The sequence below is a fragment of the Streptomyces sp. N50 genome, assembly GCF_033335955.1.
Classification (GTDB): Bacteria; Actinomycetota; Actinomycetes; order Streptomycetales; family Streptomycetaceae; genus Streptomyces.
Map to the genome: position 1 here is coordinate 186,669 of NZ_CP137549.1, position 23,359 is coordinate 210,027.

The window sequence follows — 23,359 nt, forward strand, 5'->3', positions numbered from 1 at the left end:
GAGGTCGGAGCAACCAGGGCCTGGTACTGGTCCCGCCCTCCACTCCGTCACGCATCCAGCGACGACCTCAGGAACGGGTCACCCACCCCAGAGAGCAGGGCAGCGCAGGACGCACCGGCCGACCAACAGGCCGTCGAGACCATCCTTGCCAACCCCGAGCACTGTCGGCTGGCGCCCACGGACATCGATCTTGCAGAGGCGCCATCAATGGCTCCCGAAGGAAGCCACCTCAGGACGACATCCGCTCCTGCAGGCCTTGGCCAGGCTCAGCGATGACGGCGCTCGCTCGCGACCTCCGCGCCTAGTTGCCCGGCGAGCGGGCCCCCACGCCCGCCTGGCGGGTCAACCGCAGTCGCTGCCGCCGCCTTGTGTGGCGTGGGTTCAGTGCTGGGCGAACTGGACGCTGGTGGGCTGGACGACGTTCGGCCGGATCGCGATGCCGTTCACGGTCAGTCGCTGCCCGTAGATGTCGGTGATCCTGATCGCGCCGCCGCAGCCGGTGCCGTCGCCGGAGAGGAAGTAGTTGTAGGAGGTGCGGCCCAACTGCCGCCAGCCTCCCGAGGTACGGACCTCCAGTGCCGCCACCGGATTGCGGTGGTTGAGGACCTGGACGGCACACCAGTACTGGCTGGAGCCGGTCTTGTAGCGGACCGAGAGGCTTCCGGGATTGGCGGGGCTGACCAGGTTCCAGGTGATCGCGATCCTGCCGAGATGGAGGTCACCGAGTTGGGAGAACGCCTCGTGGCTGAGATCGATCTGTCCGGGCGCGCAGGGCAGTGGGCACTCATTGGTGATCCGGACAGTGACCGAGCGGCCGTTCGCCGCCCGGACATGCACGTACGCCCCGCATGCCCTGGCCGTCTCGTAGTCGGTGGTGTTCATCGCCCCGATCATCATGGTGGGGCTGGGACCGAACCCGCAGGCACCGTCCCCGACGCCGGCCTCGTAGGCGGTGGCGACACCTTGGTAGTCGGTACCGGGCTTGATGCGTCCGGCGAGTGAGGCCGTGGTGGACCCGGAGTTCGCCGAAGGCGTGGTCTTGGCCGGTACGGGCTTCTTCTTGACGGTGGTCCTGGACGGCTTCGGAGAGGCGGCCGCGCTCCGGGACGCCGACGGGCTCGGAGACGCCTTCCCCTTCGCCGACGGGGTGGACAGCGTCTGCGGCGCGTCCGCCGTCGCCTCACCGGCGGCGACAGTCGTGCTCGCCGCCGCCTTCGCGTCGGACTTGTCGTCGGGCAGCAAGGCCATCACCAGGCAGACCACCACGCTCGCGGCGACGAGTGTCAACGTGCCCAACATCAATCTGCGCTTGCGCCTGCGCTCCCGCGCGACCTGTCTCGTTGTGCTCATGTCCGTCCGTTCCGTGGAGGAAAGCCGATGGTGCACTCCTCAGTGGCCACCGCACGCGAAAAGGTTGCCGGGAAGGTGATTTCTTCTCCGAAAGTCCCGCGGGTTCCGTCCCCCGGCACGGGGCACGGAACCCGCTGGACTGCGCGTCTGCCGAGCGCTAGGTGATCTGCGCGCCGGCTATCGAAGCCCAACTTGCCTTGGACGCCGAGTTCTTGTTGCCGGTGACCGTGACCTTGAGGGTGTGGGTCGCCGACGGGTCGAGGTTGTTGACCGTGAACACCGGCGCGGTCACGCCCTGGGGGGAGTTGCGGTACAGGTCCACCGAGGTCGCCGCGCCACCGTCGACCGACACAGAGACCACGCCCTGGCTGTCGTAGACGATGGAATCCAGGGTCGCGCCGCCGCCCTTGAAGGTCAGCGTGGCGGTGTCACCCGCTGTGTTGGACCAGGTGTTGCCGCCACCGCTGGACCACGAACCGGAGTACTGCCACTGGTTGGTTCCGCTGCCCGTGGTGCTGTACGGCACGCTCTGCGGCGTCCCGACGACGGCGGATGCGATGGAGGCCCAACTTCCCTTCGAGGAGGAGTTCTTGTTGCCGGTGACCGTGACCTTGAGGGTGTGGGTCGCCGACGGGTCGAGCCCGTCGGCGGTGAACACCGGCGCGGTCACGCCTTGCGTGGAGTTGCGGTACAGGTCCACCGAGGTCGCCGCGCCACCGTCGACCGAGACAGAGACCACGCCCTGGCTGTCGTAGACGATGGAATCCAGGGCCACGTAGCTGCCCTTGAAGGTCAGCGTGGCGGTGTCACCCGCTGTGTTGGACCAGGTGTTGCCGCCACCGCCGGACCACGAACCGGAGTACTGCCACTGGTTGGTTCCGCTGCCGGTGGTGCTGTACGGGACGGTCACCGTCTGCGAGGTACCCGCGAGCGGCTTGACGTCCAGGTTGGCGAACTGGTCGCCGGCGGTGTAGCCGCCGGTGAACAGCCCGACCTTGCCGGCACTGTAGGACCCGTCGGTGACAGTGCCGACGGTCGTGCCGTCGATGGCGCCGGTGATCGACGCGCCGCTGACGGAGAGGGACAGGTGGTGCCAGCTTCCCGTTCCGGCCGCGCTCGACACGGTGCCGCTCGCGAGGGTCACGACGGTGTCCGAGAAGTCCGAGCGGGTGATGGACCAACCGCCGTTGTCACGCAGCGAGAACCAGTAGCCCTTCACCTTCGAGGGGTCTTCTCCGTTGTTCTGCTGTTCGCCGGCGTTCTGTACCCGTGCGGCGATGCCCGCGGATCCGGAGACCTTGTTCATCACGTCGGCGGAGACCTGGTAGTTGGTCCAGTTGACGCTGCCGCCCGCGGTGTAGGGGCGGGTGTCGGAGTTGAAGCCGCCCCATTCCAGCGGCCGGGCCGGCGTCTCCTGCTGTACGCAGTTGCCGGACCGTCCCACGCACGGCTGGATGTCGAACGCGCCCTCCATCGTGGCGAGGTAGCGGGGCTGGCTGCTCCGCGCCGAAGAGGAGAAGTCGTCGCTGTAGGGCAGCGGCAGGTCCCCGGCGGACGGGCTCGTCGCGGTCCCCTTGCCCTGACCCGTCGTGGTGGTGAAGGAGTAGGCCATGTCCGGCTGCAGGGTGACCGTGGCGTGCCCCGAGCTGTCGGGGGTGACGTCCTGGTTCTTCACGAACCAGGTGGAGGGGTCGCTGGACGAGAGGTTGGTCGACCAGACATGCAGGGTGCCGGTCGACAGTCCGCCGCTGACGCCGAACGTCACCGTCTGCGCGCCGGAGGCCCTGGTGGTCTCGATGATCGTGGACCAGTCACGGTTGTTCGGAGACTTCAGAGTGACGTAGCTGCCCTGGGTGTAGGACGAGCCGCCGAGGTAGCCGGAGCCGTTGTCCAGGTACTTCCAGCCCGGCTGGGCGAACTGGGTCGTGTGTGCCATCGCCCAGGTGGAACGGCCCACGGTGTAGGCGCCCGACGAGGGCTGGTCGGCGGTGATCAGGCCCTGGCCGCGGAAGGACACGTCGGGGTAGAGGCTCGCCACGATCGGCCAGTTGATGTTGGCAACCATCCGGCCCTGCAGGTAGACCAGGTTGTCGGTGCGGGCCATCGGCGCTCCGCCGTCCTGGAAGTCGAGCGAACCGTTCTCGCTGGCCCACAGCGGCAGTCCGAGTCCCCGGGCCGTCGCGGTGCTGGTGCACTGGGTGTAGGAGCCGGAGCCGGTGTAGGGGCTGCACGGGTAGTGGTTGCCGAGCGCCACGGCGGACTGTTTGAAGGCCGTGTTGCCCGCCATGGCGTCGGCGGTCGACCAGCCGGAGTCATTGGCGTCGGCGGCCACCACCTGCACGCTGCCGTAGCCGTTGTTGTTCAGGGCGGTGCGCAGCTGCGGGAACCAGCCGGCATCGTAGCCGTGCTCGTTCCAGCCGCCGACGTAACTGATCGTCAGGCCGTGCTGCTTGGCGCAGCCCAGCCAGTCGAGGACGTACTGGATGCCGTTGGCGTTGTAGAAGGACGACCCCACCCACGCCGGAGCCGACCAGGTCAGCCCGTACAGCTTGATGTTCGGATTGCGCTGCGCGGCCTGCTCGCCGAGCCAGAACTCGTACCCGACGTAGCAGTCGATCTTGCCCTTAGTCTCCTCGAAGGACGGTTCCGCGCCGGAGGTCGAGTTGCCCGAACCGCCGGTCTCCAGCTTGAGGATCTGGACCTGCGCGCCGAATCCGGGCTTGAACAGGTAGTCCAGGACCTGGCTGCGCTGAGGCTCGGGATAGTCGGCCAGCAGGCGGCTGTTCCCCCCGCCTCCGCTGATCGCGCCGTCGCCGTCGAATGTCAGTCCCGGCGACGAGCCGTCGACCGAGACGGTGGTCGCCGATGCGGCCACCGCCGGCGCCGCCGACACTCCGACCGAGAGCCCGGCCGCCAGAACCATCCCGCTCAGCCCGGCCAGCCAGCGGCGCCGCGCCGCTATCGGCCAACGGATTCTTGCCATGAACGTCCTCCTGAGGGCACTTTCACCTATTGAGATCGCCCCTTGCGGGCATCTACGCGCCTCTGGGCGGTCGGCAGTCCGACGCGCCGCGGGCAGTCCGGGGGCCGTGCCCGGAGGCCGGGTACGGCGTCGACTGCGGCTCAGCCGAGACTCCGCCTCCGGCTGGAGCCGCCGTTACGGGTCCGCGGCTGGACGAGGGCGCCGTTGGCGGTCGACGCGCCGCTGGCATCCAGGCACGGTCCGCTCCGCGGTCCGGTGACGGCGCCGTCGGAGTTGAGGTTCCGCTGCTGGTCGGTCCGGCTGTTGCACGTCCAGGCATTCACCTTGGTGCCGGGCGCGTTCCCGCCGCCTTCGGCGTGCGGGGACAGCTGGGAGCTGCCGCTGTACGCGGTGTTCCCTGCCGGCGCCTGACGAACTTCGGGCCGCGTTCGCGTCGTTCTCGCTGGGGGCAAGTGGCAGATCGTGTTCGTGCCGGCGGTTACCGCGTGCGCCCACGCGAGGTCGGCGACGAGGATCGCCCGGCCGCGCGGATGAAGCCATGATCTGGCCATGTCAGCATCTTTCGATCGCAGGTGCGGCCGTTGGCGAACGTGCGACACGTTCCGTCCGCGAGAAGGAGTGGTGCCCTCGCCGCACGCTCCTCCCGCTACGGCTGCTCACACCGACGGCTTGATCCCATGGCCATCACATCCAACGAGATGGCGCACAATCAAACGCGAGACACAGGAAACTGCTTCACAACCACACAGTCAATAGTCCCGACATCACCCGCTAAGACAAGGCGATACGACACCGTCCGTGTACCGAGACATCCCATGTAAGTCACATCGGTTAACTGCCGCGACCCTTGACCGACTTCTTCGGCAGGACCATGCTTCCAACTGGTTCAGCGAGTTGAGCGTATGACGGCAGAGTGGCGACCGGCCGCCAGCCACAACTTCCATCCCATGTATGGACGCACAGCGGTTTCCTACGTCGCCAGCAGGCCTTCCGCAAGGAAGTGCTGCAGTGCAACAAAATCAAACATCGGATCCGCGAACCAGAGTCGGCGACTCCATCACTCGCGGACAAGACTCTGCGACTCACCCTCGGGGCCCGCTCGTCGATTCGCCTGGAGGCGCAGGGGAGTTGACCTCCCGAACCCGTGAGTTCTGCGGGCAAGGCTGTTGGGACGGGGCTCCCCCTGACGGAGACCTCGACAACGCTCTTGGGCCGGCGGTCCGACGCCCAACCGCTGGAGAGCGGCCTGTACGTAAGGGTGCCCATACCCTGGCGCCGTGGGCAGCGCGACCTCCTCGACGCCGCGGGCCATCGTCGAGTCCGTCGGGGAGGCCGACGGCGGTGCCTCTACGACGGAGTCGCCGGTGCCGGCCGTGCGGGCACGCCGGCGGGCGGATAGAACCTGATCTTGAGGAATGGACGGTGGCGAGGTGGGTCCCGGCGATCGAACCGCCCGCCATGAGGCGGGGTCCGATGAGAGTGCCTGCCCCGCCGGAGGACCGGAAGGGGAGCCCGACCGGGAGAACCCGACGGTCCGTGTGGAAGCAGTGGCTCAGTGGGTTGCGGGTATGTACGTGACCCCGAAGCGGAGCTTCCGCTGCCGGCCTGTCTCCAGGGACAGGGCGTCGGCATGTTCGGGACGGTCATTGCAACCTGCCGCACAACGGAGTCGGCAGAGCAGCCCCAATCAGGTACGTCTGTGAGCATCCCAGCCCGTGACCTTCACTGCCGCAAGGTCGATACTTGTCGCGAGGGCGTTACAGCCACCCTCGCCCGACCAACCCCAAAGATCTGACGACCCGTCATCAAAGTCAGCATTAGGTCAGCATCAGCCCCGCCACAACCCGCTCCCGACCACCGCGGACCGCCAAGATCGATAGCCGACGGAACCCATCTGACCAGCACAGACGCAGGTCAGAGAGTCATCTGCCAGCCTTGCCAGGAGGTACCCATGAAGATGCTGATCAACGTCGCGGAAACCGTGGTCACGGACGCGCTGCGAGGCATGGCGGCCGCCCATCCCGAGTTGACCGTGGACGTCGAGAACCGGGTGATCGTACGGCGGGACGCTCCCGTGGCCGGGCAGGTGGGGCTGGTTTCCGGTGGGGGGTCGGGGCATGAGCCGTTGCACGGGGGGTTCGTCGGGCCGGGGATGCTGTCGGCGGCCTGTCCTGGTGAGGTGTTCACGTCGCCGGTGCCCGACCAGATGGTCCGGGCCGCGGCCGCTGTCGACAGTGGAGCCGGGGTTCTTTTCATCGTGAAGAACTACACCGGGGACGTGCTCAACTTCGACATGGCGGCCGAGCTCGCCGAGGACGAGGGCATCCAGACCGCCAAGGTGCTGGTCAATGACGATGTCGCCGTCACCGACAGTCTCTACACCGCGGGGCGGCGCGGTACGGGCGCGACGCTCTTCGTGGAGAAGATCGCCGGCGCCGCCGCGGCCGAGGGCCAGCCGCTGGACCGGGTCGCCGCGATCGCCAAGCAGGTGAACGAGAACTCGCGGAGTTTCGGTGTCGCGCTCAGCGCCTGCACCACCCCCGCCAAGGGCAGCCCCACCTTCGATCTCCCGCCGGGCGAACTGGAGTTGGGCGTCGGTATCCACGGCGAGCCGGGCCGCGAGCGGCGCGCGATGATGACCTCCGGCGAGATCGCCGACTTCTCCGTCCACGCGATCCTTGAGGACATGTCGCCGCGCAACCCGGTCCTGGTCCTGGTCAACGGCATGGGCGCGACCCCGCTCCTGGAGCTCTACGGCTTCAACGCCGAGGTCCACCGGGTGCTCGCCGAGCGCGGCGTCGCCGTCGCCCGCACACTGGTCGGCAACTACGTCACGTCCCTCGACATGGCGGGTGCCTCGGTCACCCTGTGCCAGATCGACGAGGAACTGCTGCGGCTGTGGGACGCGCCGGTGAAGACGCCGGGGCTGCGCTGGGGCATGTGACCCTGCGGCACACCCGGTCAACTCACCCATCACGCAAGGAGATCCCGTGCTCGACGCCGACTTCTTCCGCCGTTGGATGACGGCGACCGCCGCCTCCGTCGCCCGCGAGGCGGACCGGCTCACCGACCTCGACTCACCCATCGGCGACGCCGACCACGGCGCGAACCTGCACCGCGGGTTCACCGCAGTGACGGCCACCCTGGAGAAGGAGGCGCCGGACACCCCGGGCGCCGTCCTCATGCTCGCCGGACGCACGCTCATCTCGACGGTCGGCGGCGCGTCGGGTCCGCTCTACGGCACGCTGCTGCGCCGTACCGGCAAGGCCCTCGGGGATGCCGCCGAGGTGAGCGAGGAGGAGTTCGCCCTCGCGCTGCGCACGGGCGTCGAGGCGGTCATGACCCTGGGAGGTGCCGCGCCCGGCGACAAGACCATGATCGACGCCCTCGTACCGGCGGTCGACGCGCTCCCGGACGGCTTCGCCGCGGCGCGCGCCGCCGCCGAGGAGGGCGCCGTGGCCACCACCCCCCTGCAGGCCCACAAGGGCCGGGCGAGCTACCTCGGGGAGCGGAGCATCGGGCACCAGGACCCGGGCGCCACCTCCGCGTCGCTGCTCATCGCCGCACTCCAGGAAGCCGCGACCACGGAGGCCACCGGTGAGTGACGAGAAGCTCGTGGGCATCGTGCTGGTGTCGCACAGCGCGGAAGTCGCCCTCTCCGTGGCCGAGTTGGCGCGCGGGCTGTCCGGCTCGGGCGCCTCGGTACCGCTCGCCGCCGCCGGGGGAACCGAGGGCGGCGGGCTCGGCACCAGTTCCGAACTCATCGCCGCGGCGGCCGCCTCCGTCGACCGCGGCGCCGGAGTCGCCGTCCTCACCGACCTCGGCAGCGCCGTACTCACCGTGAAGGCCCTCCTCGCCGAGGGCGACGAACTCCCGGCCGGCACCCGCCTGGTGGACGCCCCGTTCGTCGAGGGCGCGGTGGCCGCGGTCGTCACGGCCTCGACGGGAGCGGACCTGGACACGGTGGAGGCGGCGGCCGCGGAGGCGTACACCTATCGGAAGGTGTGAGACGGGGGCGTAGCGGAAGGCGGAGAGCAGCCGACGCTCGGCGGCAGGCATGGGCACGCATGGGCTGGTCGGTCCGACCGGGGCGACCAACTCCGAGTTCAGGGCGGGTTGTTCACCACGGGAGGTTCCCGGAGCGGTCGACGAACTGGCCCGTCGGGCCGTCCGGGCCGATCGTCGCAAGGGTCACGATGGACTCCGCGCCGTCGGCGACACTGTGTCCGAGGCCGCCCGTGAAGTCGGTCGCGGTCTGCCCGGGGTCGGCGGCGTTGACCTTGACGTCCTTCAGTTCCTTGGCGTACTGCGTCGTGAGCATCGTGACCGCGGCCTTCGAGGCGCAGTAGAGGGGCAGGGCGTACCGCGACTCGATCCGCGCCGGGTCCTGGGTCATGCCGAAGGAGCCCATCCCGCTGGACACGTTGACGATGACGGGGTTCGGCGAGGTGCGCAGCAGCGGGAGGAAGGCGTGCGTGACGCGCACGATCCCGACGACGTTCACGTCTAGTACGGCGCTCATGTCGGCCGCGGTGTACTCCTCGACGGGGCCGACCCTGCCGAGGACCCCGGCGTTGTTGACCAGGACGTCGAGCGTTCCCTCGTGGGCGGCGACATCCGCGGCGGCGGCCCGGACCGAGGCGTCGTCGGTCACGTCGATCTGGACGAACCGGGCGCCGAGCGACTCGGCGGCGGCCCGGCCGCGCTCACGGTCGCGGGCACCGAGGAGGACGGTGTGCCCCGCCTCGACGAGGCGACGGGCTGTTTCCCGGCCGAGGGACTTGTTGGCCCCGGTGATGAAGGTGGTGGTCATGCCGGCTCCTCCTGGTCCGGACAGCACGGTCGTGCGCTGTTCACGCACTCCATGCTGGGTTCGCGGGAGGATCGGCGGGAGCTACGGGACTTCCTGGTACGGCGCGTACCACCCAGCGGCCCGCTCCACCGGACGAGGCCGCCGGGTACGCGGGCAGTCATCCCTGCGGAGACATCCTCTGGACCCCGATGGCCGCGAGGAGTTCGAGTTTGCCGCCGGCGTCGGTGCCCGGCTGCGGCGTGTACACCACGAGGCGGAGGTTCGTGTCCTGGGTGGCGAGGATGTCGGAGTTCAGGGCGATGTCCCCGACATCCGGGTGCTGGACGAGTTTGTGCGCACTCTGGTGACCGCCCACCGCCCGGCGGCTCCACAACGCGCGGAACCGTGCGCTGAGGTTCAGCCTCGACACCAGTGCCGCGAGGTCGGGATCATCGGGGTACCGGCTCGTCGTCGCGCGCAGGTCGGCGACGAGGGACTCCTCGAACGCCGCCCGCTCGGCCGCCGTCTGCCGGACCCGGGGCAGCTCACCCAGGAACTGCCAGACCAGGACGTTGCGGTCGCCCGCCCCGCGGACCGTGGGATCGCCGAACGTGGCCGCGAACAGCGGGTTCCAGTGCAGCAACTGCCAGGTGGCGTCGTAGATCGCCAGCGGGTTGGCGGAGAGCTGGTCCACGATCCGGTACAGGCTCCCCGGGATCATCCGCGGAACCCGGCTCGGGTCCGCCGCGTGCCCGGCCATGCGCAGAAGGTGGGCGTGCTCGTCGTCGGACAGGTGCAGGGCGCGCGCCAGGGCCGAGCAGACCTGCGCCGAGGGTGTCGCCACCCGTCCCTGCTCCAGCCGGACCACGTACTCGACGGAGATGCCGGCCAGCGTCGCCAGCTCCGCGCGCCGCAGGCCCGGGACCCGACGGGGCGAGCCGTGCGCGAAGCCCACCGTCGCGGGATCCAGCCGGTCCCGCCACGCACGCAGCGCGGCACCGAGTTGATCCATGGGAACCATCCTCGCGCACACCCCGCCGCACTGGGTGGTACGCGCTGTACCACGAAGCCCCGTAGCTCCCGCCGACGCTCCCCGGGGCTCAGTGTCGACTCGTGAACGGCGCACGACCGTGCCGTTCGGAGCCAGGAGGAGCGAGCATGACCACCACGTCGAACCGCTACGTCACCGTGCTGTGGGAAGCCCGGGCCAAGTCCGGGAAGGAAGCCGCGATGAAGGCGTTCATGTCAGCCGCCGTCACCGCGTCCCGCGACGACGCGGGCAACATCGACTACGAGGCCCACCAGGTCGAGGGAGAACCGGGCACGTTCGTCATCTTCGAGCGCTGGGAGAGCCGCGAGGCCCTCGACGGCCACCTGCACGCGCCCCGCATGCAGGACCTGGTGCCCCAGCTGCTGGAGCTGATGGACGGCGGCATCGAGGACGGGATCCGCCTCCTGCAGCCGTTCCGCCCGGCGGGGTAGCCCCTCCCCGCACAGTGCCGAGCAGTGCGGGCACGGCCGTCGGTCGTGATCACCGACCGCGGAGACTCCATGATCACGACGCCCCGTGCCCGCCCCGCGCCCTCCCCCACACCCGATTCCTACGGCCGGTCGCCCTACGAAACCCCCTCCGCCGCGATCACCAGCGCCGAGCGCAACGTCTCCGCCACCTCGGCCTCCCCCACCCCCGCGTCCGCGTCCGCCGCGGCCTCGCTCACACGCCACGCGAACCGCTCCACCGCCGCCCGCAACGCCGCGTTGAGCATCGCCGCCTGGATCATGGGCCGCAGGTCATCGGCCGGTAGACCCGCCCGGTCGGCCAGTGCGCGGGCGAACGCCGGTTCCGCCTCGTCGTAGGTCTGGAGCCAGATCGCGCGCAGGCCCGGTTCGGTGCGGGTGAGGCGGACCAGGGCGCTGCCGGTGGCGCCGTCGGGGCCGGTGGCGGCGAGCAGGCCGGTCGCGAGGGCCGGGTCGAAGAGTTCCGGCAGGGGGTGGCCGGGGCGCCACTCCCGCAGGCGGGCGGCGATGACGTCGATGCCGGCCGAGAAAAGCGGGCGTACGCAGCTCTCCTTGCTCGGGAAGTAACGCCACACGGTGCGGGCGGAGACGCCGACCGCCTGGCCGATCTGTTCGCCGGTGGTCGCCGCGACGCCCTGGGCGACGAACAGCTCCACCGCGGCCCGGGCGATCTCCAGGCGGATCTCGGCCTTGCGTGCCTCGGTGAGAGGCGGTCGTCCCGTGCGTCCGCTGGGTGCGCTCATCAGTTCCCCTCCGGCTGCGGTCGTGACCTCCGGGGATTCTCCACCATGACTTTATGTCACTCGAAGACATTAAGTCGTATGGTGTGGGGACCCCGGGCGGCGCAGAGCCCTCGCACCACGGACAGGAGCACCTCATGGCCACTGGACTCGACGGACGCAGCGTCATCGTCACCGGAGCGGGTTCGGGCATCGGCCGTGCCGCCGCCCTGGCCTTCGCCGCGGAAGGCGCCAGGGTCGTGGCCGCCGACCTGAACGCGGACGGCGCCGGGGCGGTCGTCAAGGAGATCGAGCAGGCGGGCGGTACCGCCGTCGCGGTCACGGGCGACCTGAGCGAGCAGGCGGTCGTGGACGAGGTGGTCGCGACCGCCGTGGAGCGGTTCGGCGGGGTCGACGTACTGGTGAACAACGCCGGGATCATGGACCGGATGTCGGCGCTGGCGGACGTCGAGGACGCGGAGTGGGAGCGGGTCATCCGGGTCAACCTGACCGCGCCCTTCCTGCTCACCCGGGCCGCGCTGCCGCACATGCTCGCGGCGGGCCGGGGCGCGATCGTGAACACCGCCTCCGAGGCGGGCCTGCGGGGCAGCGCGGCCGGCGCCGCCTACACGGCCTCGAAGCACGGGGTGGTGGGCCTGACCAAGAACCTCGCGGTGATGTACCGCAAGCAGGGCATCCGGGCCAACGCCATCGCCCCGGGCGGCACCGCGACCAACATCTCCGTGGAGGCCGACCGGGCCGCCCACGGTCCGGCGGCGCTCGGCCCGCACTTCGTCAACGTCGGCCGGCTGGCCCAGCCCGAGGAGCAGGCCGCCGCCATCGTGTTCCTCGCCTCGGACGCGGCGAGCAACATCAACGGCGTGATCCTGCCGGTCGACGACGGCTGGTCAGCGGTCTGACGGCCCTGGACAGCTCGGACGCGGGGTTCAGTCGGCGGCCACGAACAGCCGCGCCAGCCGCTGCCCCGTCTCCACGGCCGCCGCGTGGTCCTCGATGGGCTGCACCTGCGAGTCCTTGAACACGATGTAGGTGACCCCGGCGTCCGTCCCGCCGCCGCGCGGATCGGCACGGATACCGAGCCCCTTGGCCGTGGCGTACGACGCCTCGCCGATGATGTCGTGCGGACCGACGTCTCCTACGACGGCGTACTGCACCCGGTCCCGGTAGACGACGGCGGCGACCGAGCCACCGCGGACGCCGTGGTCCCGGTGGTTCCAGAGGGCGCTCGCGGCGGGAACCACGATGTACGGGAGCCGTTCGGCGTCCAGATAGCGGCCGTCGGACTGCTGATAGGCCGTCATGGAGGAGAAGAGCGGGTCGGTGCGCGCGTTGCAGCGGGCGCCGGCCTGGCCGTCGCAGTCGATGTCCAGGTCGGCCTTCCAGTAGACGGCCTCCTTGGTGCCGCAGACCGGGATCGTCGCGCGCTCCCCGTCGTCGCTGCGGTACCGGCCGCGCGAGACTGGCACACAGTCACGCACCTTGGCCAGCAGATCGGCGGCGCGGACGTCGCCCTCGCGCAGCGCCGCGGGCCCGGCCTGAGGCCGGACGAACGCGACAGGGGCGGCGGCGGGCAGCGTGGTCGGGGCGAGCAGGGCGGCGCCGGCCGCGGCCAGCGTCAGCGACTGGACACGCACGATAGGGACCCTCTCCTGGGGGATCTGACGGACACTCAGCCCACCCTGGTACCGGTCCGATCGAGCGGCCACCGGTAGGGGGCCGGACGGTGCACGCCCCGAACTCCCGACGGGGGCCGGGGCCCTGAGCTCGCGTCACTCCCGACGGGGGCCGGGGACCGGAGCCCGTATCGGCTCCGGCCACCCGGCCGCCCGCGCCGGCGCGGGATCAGCGACGACAGCGGTCCGCGCCACCGGCATGAACTGCCCACTCCCAGGGGCGAGTTCAGCCGTGCGGACTTCAGCATACGTAACCCTCGCAACCGGTCGGCAACGGCGCCCCTCTTGATGCGGCCGCACCACCCGGGTCATATTGGTCCGGACCTTTTCCGTCGTGTGGTGCCCGCGTGATGCCGGGGAGGCAGAATCGTGCGACGCGTCCGTGCCACCCCAGCTCTTCCTCGTACGGCCCTGATCTGCGCCGCGCTCCTGCTGCTCGCGTCCTGCGGCATGACCGCCGAGGAGGACGGCCGCGCCCCCGGCGCCCCGGCCGGCGTCACGGCCGCGGCGGGGAGCTCGACCAGCGTGCACGTCATGTGGGACGCGGTGACGGCGACCCCAGGCATCGGCACCTACGAGATATATCGGGGCACCACGAAAGTGAAGGAAGTAGCGGGTTCCGAGCACATGGTGGATGTCACCAGGCTCAAGCCCGCCACCCTGTACACCTTCACCGTGCGGGCCCGGGACACCGACGGCCGCCTGGGTCCGCGCAGCCGGACGGTCCGGGCGCGGACACCGGTCGCCGTCGCGGCCGACCACGCGGCGCCCACCCGCCCCCTCACTCCGCAGGGCCGCGCCATCGGCAGCCGGGCCGTCCAACTCTCGTGGGGCGGCTCGAAGGACGACCGGGGTGTGGTGTCGTACGACATCTACCAGGGCGGGGCGAAGATCCACAGTGTGGGCGGAGCCCAGACCGCGACCGTGGTCACCGGGCTGCGGCCGAGCACGCGCTACTCGTTCACCGTGCGGGCGCGGGACGCCGCCGACAATCTCTCGCCCGCGAGCACGGCCGTCCCGCTCACCACCGCGCCGGGCGGCGACGACGGAAGCGGCACCGCCCCCACGGACTTCCGCGCGACCACGCACCGGGGCAACGACGGGGCGTACTACATCGACCTGTCCTGGGTGCCGCCGCGCACGGACGGGGTCGTCACGGAGTACCAGATCCAGCTCGACGGACAGCCGGCCACCTCGCTGGTCTGGGGCGGGACCGCACCGCGCGATCACGCGAAGTACAGCTTCTACGCGGGCGGGGACGCCGGAGTCAGCCATCGGGTGCGGCTCAGGGCGCGGTTACCGGACGGTACGTGGGGCGGGTTCTCGGCGGAGCGGACGGTGACGACGGGCGGGACCGCACGATAGGCGAACCGTAGGATTCCGCTCATGGTCCATGGGAATTCCAATGGCTCGCCGCACCCCGCCCCGGCCGCCGCGCCGCTCGACCTCTCCCTTCTCCGGACGTTTCTCGCCGTGCACCGGGCCGGTTCGTTCACCGCGGCGGGGCGGCTGCTCGGGCTGTCGCAGCCGACGGTGACCACACAGATCCGGTCGCTGGAGACGCAGTTGGGGCGGGAGCTGTTCGAGCGGCGGTCGCGCGGTGTCGTACCGACGCCGGTGGCGGACCAGTTGGCCGCGCAGGTCGCGGCGCCCCTGGACGCGCTGGCCGTGGTGGCGGACCGGGCCGGTCCCGGCCCGGACCAGTCCCCCGAGCCCGTACACATCGCCGGTCCGGCGGAGCTGCTGTGCACCCGCGTGCTGCCCGCCCTGGCGCCGCTGACCGGGGAGGGCGTACGGCTGCGGGTCAGCCCGGGGCTGACGGACGAACTGCTCGACGGACTGCGGGGCGGCCGTTTCGACCTGGTGATCGCCACCGCCCGGCCGCGCGGGCGGACACTGACCTGGGAACCGTTGGCGGACGAGGAGTTCGTGCTGGTCGCCGCGCCCGCGTGGGCGGAGCGCATCGGGGCCGGGCGGGTTACCGCCGAGGGGCCCGCCGCGCTGCACGGGGTCCCGCTCGTGTCGTACGCGGAGGATCTGCCGATCGCGCGCCGGTACTGGCGGCACGTGTTCGGGACCCGGCTCGGCGGGCAGGCCGCGATCACGGCGCCCGATCTGCGCGGGGTGCTGGCGGCGGTCGTGGCCGGTGCCGGGATCACCGTGCTCCCCCGCTATCTGTGCCTGGACGAGCTGGCGTCGGGCGCGCTGGTCCCGCTGCTGGCGCCCGAGGACCCGCCGATCAACACCTCGTATCTCACCCGGCGCCCCGGCTCGCCGGACAACCCGCACGTCACGCTCGTCCGGGAACGACTGCTCCGCGCGGCGCCCGCCTGGTGAGCGCCCGCGTCCCTGACTACGCCTCACCCCTGAGCCGGACGAAGGAATCCGTCACCTGCCCGGTCCCCGTCCGCATGCGGGACGGGCCGAGGACGCGTTGGCTTCCTTGGAGGCAGCACGGCCGTTTCCCGATCCCGGCGGCGCAAGGGATGTTCCGCCAACCGTGCCGCCGGAGGGCAGTCCCATGCGCACTTCTCAGCTACTACTCCGCTCCGGCCTGACCGTGACAGCCGCCGCCGCTCTTCCCCTCGCCCTGACCGCCGGCAGTGCCGGCGCGGCGTCGGGGATCTCCGTGAGCACGACCGGGACCACGGTCTCGGTCACGACCAGCGCGTGCTCCCAGAACCGCACCACCGGCGTCTGGGGCACCGGTTCGCTCCTCACCAGCAGCCAGGGCAGCTTCGCCGAGGGCCGCAAGGCGACCCTGGCGGGGACGACCGTCAGCCAGTCCACCGCCTGGACGAACGTCACCCCGGGCACCTACACGATCATCGTCATGTGCCAGAACGCCAGCACGCCCGCGGGCAGCCAGTCCGTGATCGTGTCCAGGTCCACGACCCCCACGGTCTCCGCCACGGCCTCGCCCACGCGCGGCGTCATGGGCGGCCTCGGCGGGGCCACCAAGGACTACGGTCCCCTCACCCTGGCGGCGGGCGGAGGCCTGGTCGGAGTCGGCGTCATCGCGACGGCCTGGTTCCTGCGCAGGCGCGCGAAGCCGTACCGCCTCTGACCGTCCACCACCACGAGGGGCCGCCCGGCGCCGGGCGGCCCCTCCTCATGTCCCACGACAACTACCGCACGTCCTAGGGCAGTTCGGCGAACTCCTCGATCGCGTGCGTGAGCCACTGCGTCCAGAAGGTCTCCAGGTCGATGCCGGCGCGCAGCACGAGGTGCTGGAGCCGGTCCTGGGGACTGTCCCGGCCGGGTGGGAAGTCGCGCTTCTCGATCTCCTCGTACTCCGCCAACTGCCGCTGGTGCAGGGCGAGATGGCGGCGCAGGTCATCCTCGATGCCGTCCGTGCCGACCACCGCCGCCGCGCGCAGCCGCAGCAGCATCACATCGCGGTGCGGCTTGGGGTCCTGGGAGGACGCGGTCCAGCGGGCCAGTTCGGCGCGCCCCGCGGGCAGGACCTCGTAGCGCTTCTTCTGGCCGCGGGCCGGCTGCTCGGACGCGAGCGCCCGGATCTGGCCCTCGGCCTCCAGTTTTCCCAGCTCGCGATAGATCTGCTGGTGCGTCGCCGACCAGAAGTAACCGATCGACCGGTCGAAGCGCCGGGTCAGTTCGAGACCCGAGGACGGCTTCTCCAGAAGGGCGGTGAGGATCGCGTGCGGGAGTGACATGGGGTCATCCTAGGGACGGGCCTCGGGCCTGCGGCCGTGTCTCAGAGGGCGGCCGCGACCTCGGTGCCCTGCTTGATGGCGCGCTTGGCGTCGAGTTCGGCGGCCACGTCGGCACCGCCGATGAGGTGCACGCTGCGGCCGGCGGCGGTCAACTCGTCGTACAGGTCGCGGCGCGGGTCCTGGCCCGTGCACAGGACGACCGTGTCGACCTCCAGGACGGTGGAGCGGCCGTCGACGGTGACGTGCAGTCCGGCGTCGTCGATCAGGTCGTACTGGACGCCCGGGACCATGGTGACGCCCCGGTGCTTGAGTTCGGTGCGGTGGATCCAGCCCGTGGTCTTGCCGAGGCCGGCGCCGACCTTGGTCGCCTTGCGCTGGAGGAGGTGGACGCTGCGGGGCGGGGCGGGGCGCTCGGGTGCGGTGAGGCCGCCGGGGGCCGCGTAGTCCATGTCGACGCCCCAGGCGCGGAAGTACGTCGCCGGGTCCTCGCTCGCCTTGTCGCCGCCGTCCGTGAGGAACTCGGCGACGTCGAAGCCGATGCCGCCCGCGCCGAGGATCGCGACGCGGTCGCCGACGGGGACGCGGTCGCGCAGGACGTCGAGGTAGCCGACGACGCTGGGGTGGTCGACGCCGGGGATGTCAGGGGTGCGGGGGCTGACGCCGGTGGCGACGACGACCTCGTCGTAGGCGCCCAAGTCCCCTGCCGCAACAGGCGTGTTGAGGCGTACGTCGACCTCGTGCTCGTCGAGCCGCGTGCGGAAGTAGCGCAGCGTCTCGTCGAACTCCTGCTTGCCCGGGACCTGTCGGGCGACGTTGAGCTGTCCGCCGATCTCACTCGCGGCGTCGTACAACGTCACCTCGTGACCGCGTTCGGCGGCCGAGACCGCGCACGCCAGACCGGCCGGACCCGCGCCCACCACCGCGACGCGTTTGCGCAACCGCGTTGGCGCGAGGACGAGTTCGGTCTCGTGGCAGGCGCGCGGGTTGACCAGGCAGGAGGTGATCTTGCCGCTGAAGGTGTGGTCGAGGCAGGCCTGGTTGCAGCCGATGCAGGTGTTGATGGCGTCGGAGCGATCCGCCGCGGCCTTGGCCACGAAGTCCGGGTCGGCGAGCATCGGGCGGGCCATCGACACCATGTCGGCGCACCCGTCGGCGAGCAACTGCTCTGCCAGTTCAGGGGTGTTGATGCGGTTGGTGGTGACGAGGGGGATGGAGACGGCACCCATCAGCTTCTTCGTCACCCAGGTGTACGCACCGCGCGGTACCGAGGTCGCGATGGTCGGGATGCGGGCCTCGTGCCAGCCGATGCCGGTGTTGATGATGGTCGCCCCGGCGGCCTCAACCGCCTTGGCCAGCCTGATGACTTCGTCGAGCGTGGAGCCGCCCGGCACGAGGTCCAGCATCGACAGCCGGTAAATGATGATGAAGTCCTCGCCGACCGCCTCGCGCACCCGGCGCACGATCTCGACGGGGAAGCGCGTCCGGTTCTCGTACGAGCCGCCCCAGCGGTCGTCGCGGTGGTTGGTCTGCGCGGCGATGAACTCGTTGATGAGGTAGCCCTCGGAGCCCATGATCTCGACGCCGTCGTACCCGGCCTGCCGGGCGAGGCGGGCCGCGCGGGCGTAGTCCTCGACGGTCTGCTCGACCTCGGCGTCGGTGAGCGCGCGGGGCGGGAAGGGGCTGATCGGCGCCTGGACGGCGCTCGGCGCGACGAGGTCCTGGTGGTAGGCGTACCGCCCGAAGTGCAGGATCTGCATCGCGATCCGGCCGCCCTCGCGGTGCACGGCGGCGGTGATCTCCGCGTGCTGCGCGGCCTCGGCGTCGGTGGTGAGCTTGGCGCCGCCCTCGTAGGGCCGGCCGGCCTCGTTCGGCGCGATGCCACCGGTGACGATCAGGCCGACCCCGCCACGCGCGCGTGCCGCGTAGAACTCCGCCATGCGCTCGAAACCGCGCTCGGCTTCCTCCAGGCCTATGTGCATCGAGCCCATGAGGACGCGGTTGGGCAGTGTGGTGAAGCCCAGGTCGAGCGGGTTCAGCAGGTGCGGGTAACGGCTCATCGAGGCCTCCGTGCGCGGTGTCGTGCCTCTTTTGTAGAGGACGGAGAGGCCTTTATGCAACTAGTTGCACAATCGGGGTCGGGTCATGAGCTGAGCCATGGGCTGGATCACGGGATGGGCCGAGGGATGAGCCAAGGGATGGGCGATGGGGGCCATCGGCTCCCGATTCACAGGGATTTATTACCGCTTCTTTATCGCCCGCCCCGGAGAATCACAGACAGGCGTGCCGGTGGGATGCCGCGCGCGTGGCCTAGGGAGCGAGCCGTGACGCACGATCCTGAGCACGAAGCCGGCGACAGCGCGGCCGTACCTCCGATGCCCGACCACGCACCAGAGTGGGAGGTACTGGCGGGCCCCGGCGGAGCTGAACGCGACGGCGGTCTCGACCGGTTGTGGCGACAGCGGTCGCGGCGGTCCCGGGCGGTGATCGCCGTGGCCACCGTGGGCGTCCTGGCGCTCGGCGGGACCGTCGCCTACGCGGCGACCTCGGGTGGTTCGGGCAGCGCCGCCGTACCGGCTGCGGCCGGTTCCCCGTCGGGGACACCATCGCCCGGCGGTCCCGGCTTCCGGCACGGTGGCGGCTTCGGCCTCGGCGGCGCGGCCGTGCACGGCGAGGCGACGGTCAAGGACAACACCACCGGCAAGTGGGTCGTACGGATCTGGCAGCGCGGCACGGTCACGAAGGTCGACGGCGACCAGGTCACCGTCAAGAGCGACGACGGCACGTCATGGACCTGGACCGTGGGCTCCGGCGTCACGCCCCAGGGCGCCGACGCCCTCAAGAAGGGCGACACGGCCTCCCTGACGGGCACCCGCTCCGACACCGGCACCCGCACGGCCGACCGAGCCTTCACAGGCACCTTCGACCGCAAGGGCCCGGGCGACGAACGCGGCGGCCCCGCCGGCCGAGGCCCCGGCCCATGGGGACGCGGCGACCACACCCCAGGCGCCATGCCGAGCCCGTCGGGCAGCGGCGCCACGACCTGACTCGCACTCGCACTCGCACTCGCACTCGCGCTCACACCCACACCGCCAGCCGCACCTTCACGAACACCTTCGACTGCCCGACCTGAGTGAGGGACAAGACGGGCCGAGCATTCGCGACCTCGGCCCCCTGAGGTCACGGTGACCACACCCCAAGCACCACACCCAGCCCGTCCGGCAGCGGCGCTACGACCTCACCGGCACCCCCTCCCCTCCGGCACGCCTACACCCAAGCCGCCGCCGACCAGCCCCTCACAGGCACCATCGACCGCAGGGATCCGAGCACTTCCCCCAACCCGCCCGACAGCGCCCCGAACCCCGCACCCAGCCGCCCCTCCCACACCCCCGCGCTACGCCCCGCCCACCCCCGTCACCCTCACCCCGATCACAACATTCGCGTACAACTCCTCCGAGTACGCCGACCGCGTCTCCAGCCCGGCGCGTGTGAACGCCTCGACCGCCGCCGGGAGTTGGCGCTCGCTCGTCTCGACGAGGAGGCAGCCGGCGGGGGCGAGCCAGTCGGGGGCGCCGGTGGTGACCTCGCGGAGTATGTCGAGGCCGTCGGTGCCGCCGTCGAGGGCGACCAGGGGTTCGTGGTCGCGGGCCTCGGCGGGTAGCAGACCGACCTCGCCCGTGGGGACGTACGGCACGTTGGCCGCGAGGATGTCGACGCGGCCGCGCAACATGTCGGGGAGCGCCGCGAACAGGTCGCCCGTGTGGACGTGACCGCCGTAGGGCGCGATATTTCGGCGGGCGCAGCGCGTGGCGGCGGGGTCGATGTCGGCGGCGTGCAGTTCGACCCCGCCGAGGGCCGCGGCCAGCGCCGCGCCGACCGCGCCCGAACCGCAGCACAGGTCCACGACGACGGACGCGTCCGGGGCGTGCGCGAGGGCCTGCTCGACAAGGAACTCGGTACGGCGGCGGGGCACGAACACACCGGGCTCCACGGCTATCCGCAGACCTCTGAACTCGGCCCAGCCGACGACGTGTTCGAGGGGCAGGCCGGTGACCCGGCGGTCCACCATGGCGGTGAGTTCGTCCGGGGTGCGCGCGGCGGAGAGGATCAGTCGCGCCTCGTCCTCGGCGAAGACACAGCCCGCGGCACGGAGCGCGGCGACGACGGAGGCGGGGGAAAGAGGGCGCATGAAAGCCGAGGGCCTTTCGGGAGGCAACCGAAGGGCGCTCTCGCGGTCACCTACCGGCGGTGATCCGCGCTGTCCTGAGGTGAGAGCACCCGACCTGACACAGCGGTAATGGGTCTCACCTCCCAGGAGTTCAGGGCCACGACCGTCCGCGACCGGGGAGCCACACTACCCCAAGCACCGGGCCCGCGAGGGGCCGACCTCCTGCCCGAGTTGTACTCTGCAACAACCGGGTGAACGAGGGAGATTCCAGTGCGAGCGGACCAGGCCGTGGAGACCATCCAGCGTGAGATGACGACCTTCGCCCGGCGCGCCCGGGCCTCCGCGGGCCGCCTCCACCCCGAGCTGTCCCTGGTGTCGTACACCCTGCTCAGTCACCTGGAGGAGCAGGGCGGCTGCCGCGCCACCGACCTCGCCGCGCACTACGCCCTCGACAAGTCCACGGTCAGCCGCCAGGTCGCCGCCCTGGAGCGCGCCGACCTCATCGAACGCCGCCCCGACCCCGAGGACCACCGCGTCCAGGTCCTGCACCTCACCGCCCCCGGCCGCCGCATCCTCGCCCAGGTCACCGAGAACCGCCAGGCCGCCTTCCGGGAGCGGCTCGCGGGCTGGCCACAGGAGGACCTGACCCGGTTCGCCGGCTACCTGGAGCGCTACAACGCGTGGCCGGGCGGGGAGTCGGACGACAGCTGAGGGGGCACCAACCCCTTCGGTTCTACGACACCCCCACGGGCCGCGTCTGCGTGAGGTGCTCCGGCGCCCGCGCCGCGAGGAACGCGGTGTCGAGGCGCAGCCGGAAGCCCAGGGACTCGTACAGCCTGATGGCGGTCGCGTTGCTCGCGCCGGTGTGCAGGAACGGGGTCTCGCCGCGTTCGCGGATGCCGTGCGCGACGGCAAGTATGAGGCGGCTCGCGAGACCCTCGCCGCGGGCGGAGGGGTCGGTGCAGACCGCGCTGATCTCGGTCCAGCCTGGCGGGTGGAGTCGTTCGCCGGCCATGGCGACGAGGGCGCCGTCGCGGCGGATGCCGAGGTAGGTGCCGAGTTCGATCGTGCGGGGCAGGAAGGGGCCGGGCTTGGTCCGTTCCACCAGGTCGAGCATCTCGGGGACGTCGGCCGGGCCGAGGAGGACCGCCTCCGGATCCGGTGCTGCGGCCAGCCCGTCGTCCACCATCTGCACGCCGTCGATGTGGAAGGTGATCTCCCAGTCGTCCGGCACCCGGTCCCGGAACCCGAGGAGCGGGATCTCGGCGCCCGGGCCGGACATCGCGGCCACGTCGGCCCAGTCGTCGGCGTCGGGCTCGTCGGGCAGGGCCAGCCACGGGGTCACGTCGACCGGGTAGCGCAGCACCCGTCCGCGCCGCTCGGCGAAGTGGGCGTGCGGACCGGTGAGGGCGGCACGGGCCGGGTTGTCGAGGACACGTTCGTCGGACGTGCTCATACGGCGACCTCGATCACGATCTTGCCGCGGGCGTGACCGTCCTCGACGGTGCGCAGCGCCTCGCCGGCCTGGTCGAGCGGGAAGGTCTGCGTCACGTGCGGGTCCAGTTGCCCCCTGATCGCGAGCTGCGCGAGCGCGTCGAGGACGGCGGAGTTGCGGGCGCGTTCGACGCGCGCGCCGCCGAGCTTCTCGACCTCGGGGGCGGGAGCCCCGGCGGTGATCAGCTTCGTGGGATCGGTGAGGAGGGTGGCCGCCTCGGCGAGAACCTCGCCGCCGACGAGGTCGTAGGCGCCGTCGACGCCGTCCGGGGCGACGGCTCGTACCCGTCCGGCCAGGTCCGGTCCGGAGGGGACGTGGACCGCGCCCAGCGACTCCACGAAGTCCTTCTTGCCCTCGCTCGCCACGCCCACGGCACGCAGTCCCAGCGCGCGGGCGATCTGCAGCGCCGCGGAGCCGACACCGCCGCCCGCGCCGGTGACCAGCACGGTCGCGCCGGCGGGCAGGTCGAGCTGGCGGATCCCGTCGTACGCGGTCGCTGCGGCGACGGGCAGGGTGGCCGCGTCCGGGAAGGACAGCTCGGTGGGCTTGTGCGCGGTGACCGTGGCGGGCAGCAGGGCGTACTCGGCGTATCCGCCGGCGACCGTGCTGCCGAACACCTCGTCGCCGACGGCGAATCCGTCGACTCCGGCGCCGGTCTCCCGTACGACTCCGGAGACCTCCTGGCCGAAGACCGCGGGGAACGCGCGCGAACCGGTCTCGCCGGGTCGGCGGTAGCCGTCGCGCTGCTTCCAGTCGACCGGGTTCACCCCGGCCGCGCGCACCGCGACGAGGACTTCACCGGGGCCGGGGACGGGCCGGTCGACCTCGACGAACGCCTCGGTCTCGGGTCCCCCGTAACGCGTGAAGACGTACGCCTTCGGCATCTGTTCCCTCACTCTCCTTCGCAGTCACCGGATCACCGGCGGTCACCACACCATCACGACACACACCACGACCACCGGCTGT

Annotated in this window: 22 protein-coding genes; 10 read left to right on the forward strand and 12 right to left on the reverse strand. The window is 71.2% G+C overall.

Going from position 1 to position 23,359, the window contains the following annotated elements:
* Window positions 1–381: 381 nt before the first annotated feature.
* From R2B38_RS00850 to R2B38_RS00860, 3 genes are all read right to left on the reverse strand, one after another.
* Window positions 382–1,350, reverse strand: a complete 969-nt coding sequence (locus R2B38_RS00850) for an expansin EXLX1 family cellulose-binding protein (RefSeq protein ID WP_318014436.1) — start codon at window positions 1,348–1,350, stop codon at window positions 382–384.
* Window positions 1,351–1,507: 157 nt separating this feature from the next.
* On the reverse strand, window positions 1,508–4,333 hold the full coding sequence (locus R2B38_RS00855; protein WP_318014437.1) for a galactosylceramidase: 2,826 nt from the start codon (window positions 4,331–4,333) through the stop codon (window positions 1,508–1,510).
* 140 nt (window positions 4,334–4,473) lie between these two features.
* Window positions 4,474–4,884 carry an RICIN domain-containing protein gene (locus R2B38_RS00860; protein WP_318014438.1) on the reverse strand — a complete coding sequence of 137 codons (411 nt, stop codon included), beginning with the start codon at window positions 4,882–4,884 and terminating at the stop codon, window positions 4,474–4,476.
* 1,400 nt (window positions 4,885–6,284) lie between these two features.
* Here R2B38_RS00860 and dhaK point away from each other — a divergent pair.
* Genes dhaK through R2B38_RS00875 form a run of 3 tightly spaced genes read left to right on the forward strand, consistent with a single transcriptional unit; the run spans window position 6,285 to window position 8,341 of the window.
* Window positions 6,285–7,277: a dihydroxyacetone kinase subunit DhaK gene (gene dhaK, locus R2B38_RS00865; protein WP_318014439.1), complete on the forward strand. Its 993-nt coding sequence runs from the start codon at window positions 6,285–6,287 to the stop codon at window positions 7,275–7,277.
* Between the two features lie 46 nt (window positions 7,278–7,323).
* Window positions 7,324–7,938, forward strand: coding sequence for a dihydroxyacetone kinase subunit DhaL (gene dhaL, locus R2B38_RS00870; RefSeq protein ID WP_318014440.1), 615 nt, complete (start codon window positions 7,324–7,326; stop codon window positions 7,936–7,938).
* Window positions 7,931–8,341, forward strand: coding sequence for a PTS fructose transporter subunit IIA (locus R2B38_RS00875; RefSeq protein ID WP_318014441.1), 411 nt, complete (start codon window positions 7,931–7,933; stop codon window positions 8,339–8,341). The genes dhaL and R2B38_RS00875 overlap by 8 nt, the downstream gene beginning before the upstream one ends.
* A 112-nt stretch (window positions 8,342–8,453) precedes the next feature.
* On the opposite strand, the gene R2B38_RS00880 is transcribed toward R2B38_RS00875, so the two are convergent.
* Both R2B38_RS00880 and R2B38_RS00885 read right to left on the reverse strand, forming a co-directional pair.
* On the reverse strand, window positions 8,454–9,146 hold the full coding sequence (locus tag R2B38_RS00880) for an SDR family NAD(P)-dependent oxidoreductase (RefSeq protein WP_318014442.1): 693 nt from the start codon (window positions 9,144–9,146) through the stop codon (window positions 8,454–8,456).
* A 157-nt stretch (window positions 9,147–9,303) separates the two neighbouring features.
* Window positions 9,304–10,137 (reverse strand): helix-turn-helix transcriptional regulator, encoded by an 834-nt coding sequence (locus tag R2B38_RS00885; protein WP_318014443.1) that lies wholly within the window; start codon window positions 10,135–10,137, stop codon window positions 9,304–9,306.
* A 146-nt stretch (window positions 10,138–10,283) separates the two neighbouring features.
* Here R2B38_RS00885 and R2B38_RS00890 point away from each other — a divergent pair, with 146 nt between their 5' ends.
* The gene (locus R2B38_RS00890) at window positions 10,284–10,607 is read left to right on the forward strand and encodes a putative quinol monooxygenase (protein WP_318014444.1); all 324 of its coding nucleotides are present in this window, start codon (window positions 10,284–10,286) and stop codon (window positions 10,605–10,607) included.
* Between the two features lie 134 nt (window positions 10,608–10,741).
* On the opposite strand, the gene R2B38_RS00895 is transcribed toward R2B38_RS00890, so the two are convergent.
* Complete coding sequence (locus tag R2B38_RS00895) at window positions 10,742–11,386, reverse strand: TetR/AcrR family transcriptional regulator (protein ID WP_318014445.1); 645 nt, start codon at window positions 11,384–11,386, stop codon at window positions 10,742–10,744.
* Between the two features lie 134 nt (window positions 11,387–11,520).
* Between R2B38_RS00895 and R2B38_RS00900 the strand changes: the two genes are divergently transcribed.
* Complete coding sequence (locus tag R2B38_RS00900; RefSeq protein WP_318014446.1) at window positions 11,521–12,282, forward strand: SDR family NAD(P)-dependent oxidoreductase; 762 nt, start codon at window positions 11,521–11,523, stop codon at window positions 12,280–12,282.
* Between the two features lie 27 nt (window positions 12,283–12,309).
* Here R2B38_RS00900 and R2B38_RS00905 read toward each other — a convergent pair whose 3' ends face one another.
* Entirely contained in the window at window positions 12,310–13,017 is a 708-nt protein-coding gene (locus tag R2B38_RS00905; RefSeq protein ID WP_318014447.1) for a glycoside hydrolase family 75 protein, read from the reverse strand.
* Window positions 13,018–13,425: 408 nt separating this feature from the next.
* Between R2B38_RS00905 and R2B38_RS00910 the strand changes: the two genes are divergently transcribed.
* The 3 genes from R2B38_RS00910 to R2B38_RS00920 all read left to right on the forward strand — a co-directional run bounded on the left by R2B38_RS00910 (window position 13,426) and on the right by R2B38_RS00920 (window position 16,123).
* On the forward strand, window positions 13,426–14,421 hold the full coding sequence (locus tag R2B38_RS00910; RefSeq protein ID WP_318014448.1) for a fibronectin type III domain-containing protein: 996 nt from the start codon (window positions 13,426–13,428) through the stop codon (window positions 14,419–14,421).
* Between the two features lie 21 nt (window positions 14,422–14,442).
* Window positions 14,443–15,393, forward strand: coding sequence for a LysR family transcriptional regulator (locus R2B38_RS00915; RefSeq protein WP_318014449.1), 951 nt, complete (start codon window positions 14,443–14,445; stop codon window positions 15,391–15,393).
* 184 nt (window positions 15,394–15,577) lie between these two features.
* The gene (locus R2B38_RS00920; RefSeq protein WP_318014450.1) at window positions 15,578–16,123 is read left to right on the forward strand and encodes a hypothetical protein; all 546 of its coding nucleotides are present in this window, start codon (window positions 15,578–15,580) and stop codon (window positions 16,121–16,123) included.
* A 73-nt stretch (window positions 16,124–16,196) separates the two neighbouring features.
* On the opposite strand, the gene R2B38_RS00925 is transcribed toward R2B38_RS00920, so the two are convergent.
* Both R2B38_RS00925 and R2B38_RS00930 read right to left on the reverse strand, forming a co-directional pair.
* Window positions 16,197–16,733 carry a PadR family transcriptional regulator gene (locus tag R2B38_RS00925; RefSeq protein ID WP_033278668.1) on the reverse strand — a complete coding sequence of 179 codons (537 nt, stop codon included), beginning with the start codon at window positions 16,731–16,733 and terminating at the stop codon, window positions 16,197–16,199.
* Window positions 16,734–16,774: 41 nt separating this feature from the next.
* The gene (locus tag R2B38_RS00930; protein WP_318014451.1) at window positions 16,775–18,790 is read right to left on the reverse strand and encodes an NADPH-dependent 2,4-dienoyl-CoA reductase; all 2,016 of its coding nucleotides are present in this window, start codon (window positions 18,788–18,790) and stop codon (window positions 16,775–16,777) included.
* Between the two features lie 264 nt (window positions 18,791–19,054).
* Here R2B38_RS00930 and R2B38_RS00935 point away from each other — a divergent pair, with 264 nt between their 5' ends.
* A complete protein-coding gene (locus R2B38_RS00935; protein WP_318014452.1) occupies window positions 19,055–19,777 on the forward strand; it encodes a hypothetical protein in 723 nt (240 codons plus the stop codon).
* A 347-nt stretch (window positions 19,778–20,124) separates the two neighbouring features.
* Here the strand turns inward: R2B38_RS00935 and R2B38_RS00940 are convergent, their stop codons facing one another.
* On the reverse strand, window positions 20,125–20,919 hold the full coding sequence (locus R2B38_RS00940; RefSeq protein WP_318014453.1) for a putative protein N(5)-glutamine methyltransferase: 795 nt from the start codon (window positions 20,917–20,919) through the stop codon (window positions 20,125–20,127).
* 249 nt (window positions 20,920–21,168) lie between these two features.
* Here R2B38_RS00940 and R2B38_RS00945 point away from each other — a divergent pair, with 249 nt between their 5' ends.
* Window positions 21,169–21,609: a MarR family winged helix-turn-helix transcriptional regulator gene (locus tag R2B38_RS00945; protein WP_318014454.1), complete on the forward strand. Its 441-nt coding sequence runs from the start codon at window positions 21,169–21,171 to the stop codon at window positions 21,607–21,609.
* A 22-nt stretch (window positions 21,610–21,631) separates the two neighbouring features.
* On the opposite strand, the gene R2B38_RS00950 is transcribed toward R2B38_RS00945, so the two are convergent.
* The gene (locus tag R2B38_RS00950) at window positions 21,632–22,354 is read right to left on the reverse strand and encodes a GNAT family N-acetyltransferase (RefSeq protein WP_318014455.1); all 723 of its coding nucleotides are present in this window, start codon (window positions 22,352–22,354) and stop codon (window positions 21,632–21,634) included.
* On the reverse strand, window positions 22,351–23,277 hold the full coding sequence (locus R2B38_RS00955) for an NADP-dependent oxidoreductase (RefSeq protein ID WP_318014456.1): 927 nt from the start codon (window positions 23,275–23,277) through the stop codon (window positions 22,351–22,353). Before R2B38_RS00955 ends, R2B38_RS00950 begins: the two co-directional genes overlap by 4 nt.
* Window positions 23,278–23,359 lie beyond the last annotated feature (82 nt).

Bases quoted from the DNA above. Each gene is read 5' to 3' on its own strand.
- R2B38_RS00850 (WP_318014436.1), bottom strand. From the start codon at position 1,350: ATGAGCACAACGAGACAGGTCGCGCGGGAGCGCAGGCGCAAGCGCAGA.
- R2B38_RS00855 (WP_318014437.1), bottom strand. From the start codon at position 4,333: ATGGCAAGAATCCGTTGGCCGATAGCGGCGCGGCGCCGCTGGCTGGCC.
- R2B38_RS00860 (WP_318014438.1), bottom strand. From the start codon at position 4,884: ATGGCCAGATCATGGCTTCATCCGCGCGGCCGGGCGATCCTCGTCGCC.
- dhaK (WP_318014439.1), top strand. From the start codon at position 6,285: ATGAAGATGCTGATCAACGTCGCGGAAACCGTGGTCACGGACGCGCTG.
- R2B38_RS00880 (WP_318014442.1), bottom strand. From the start codon at position 9,146: ATGACCACCACCTTCATCACCGGGGCCAACAAGTCCCTCGGCCGGGAA.
- R2B38_RS00885 (WP_318014443.1), bottom strand. From the start codon at position 10,137: ATGGATCAACTCGGTGCCGCGCTGCGTGCGTGGCGGGACCGGCTGGAT.
- R2B38_RS00890 (WP_318014444.1), top strand. From the start codon at position 10,284: ATGACCACCACGTCGAACCGCTACGTCACCGTGCTGTGGGAAGCCCGG.
- R2B38_RS00895 (WP_318014445.1), bottom strand. From the start codon at position 11,386: ATGAGCGCACCCAGCGGACGCACGGGACGACCGCCTCTCACCGAGGCA.
- R2B38_RS00900 (WP_318014446.1), top strand. From the start codon at position 11,521: ATGGCCACTGGACTCGACGGACGCAGCGTCATCGTCACCGGAGCGGGT.
- R2B38_RS00915 (WP_318014449.1), top strand. From the start codon at position 14,443: ATGGTCCATGGGAATTCCAATGGCTCGCCGCACCCCGCCCCGGCCGCC.
- R2B38_RS00920 (WP_318014450.1), top strand. From the start codon at position 15,578: ATGCGCACTTCTCAGCTACTACTCCGCTCCGGCCTGACCGTGACAGCC.
- R2B38_RS00925 (WP_033278668.1), bottom strand. From the start codon at position 16,733: ATGTCACTCCCGCACGCGATCCTCACCGCCCTTCTGGAGAAGCCGTCC.
- R2B38_RS00930 (WP_318014451.1), bottom strand. From the start codon at position 18,790: ATGAGCCGTTACCCGCACCTGCTGAACCCGCTCGACCTGGGCTTCACC.
- R2B38_RS00940 (WP_318014453.1), bottom strand. From the start codon at position 20,919: ATGCGCCCTCTTTCCCCCGCCTCCGTCGTCGCCGCGCTCCGTGCCGCG.
- R2B38_RS00950 (WP_318014455.1), bottom strand. From the start codon at position 22,354: ATGAGCACGTCCGACGAACGTGTCCTCGACAACCCGGCCCGTGCCGCC.
- R2B38_RS00955 (WP_318014456.1), bottom strand. From the start codon at position 23,277: ATGCCGAAGGCGTACGTCTTCACGCGTTACGGGGGACCCGAGACCGAG.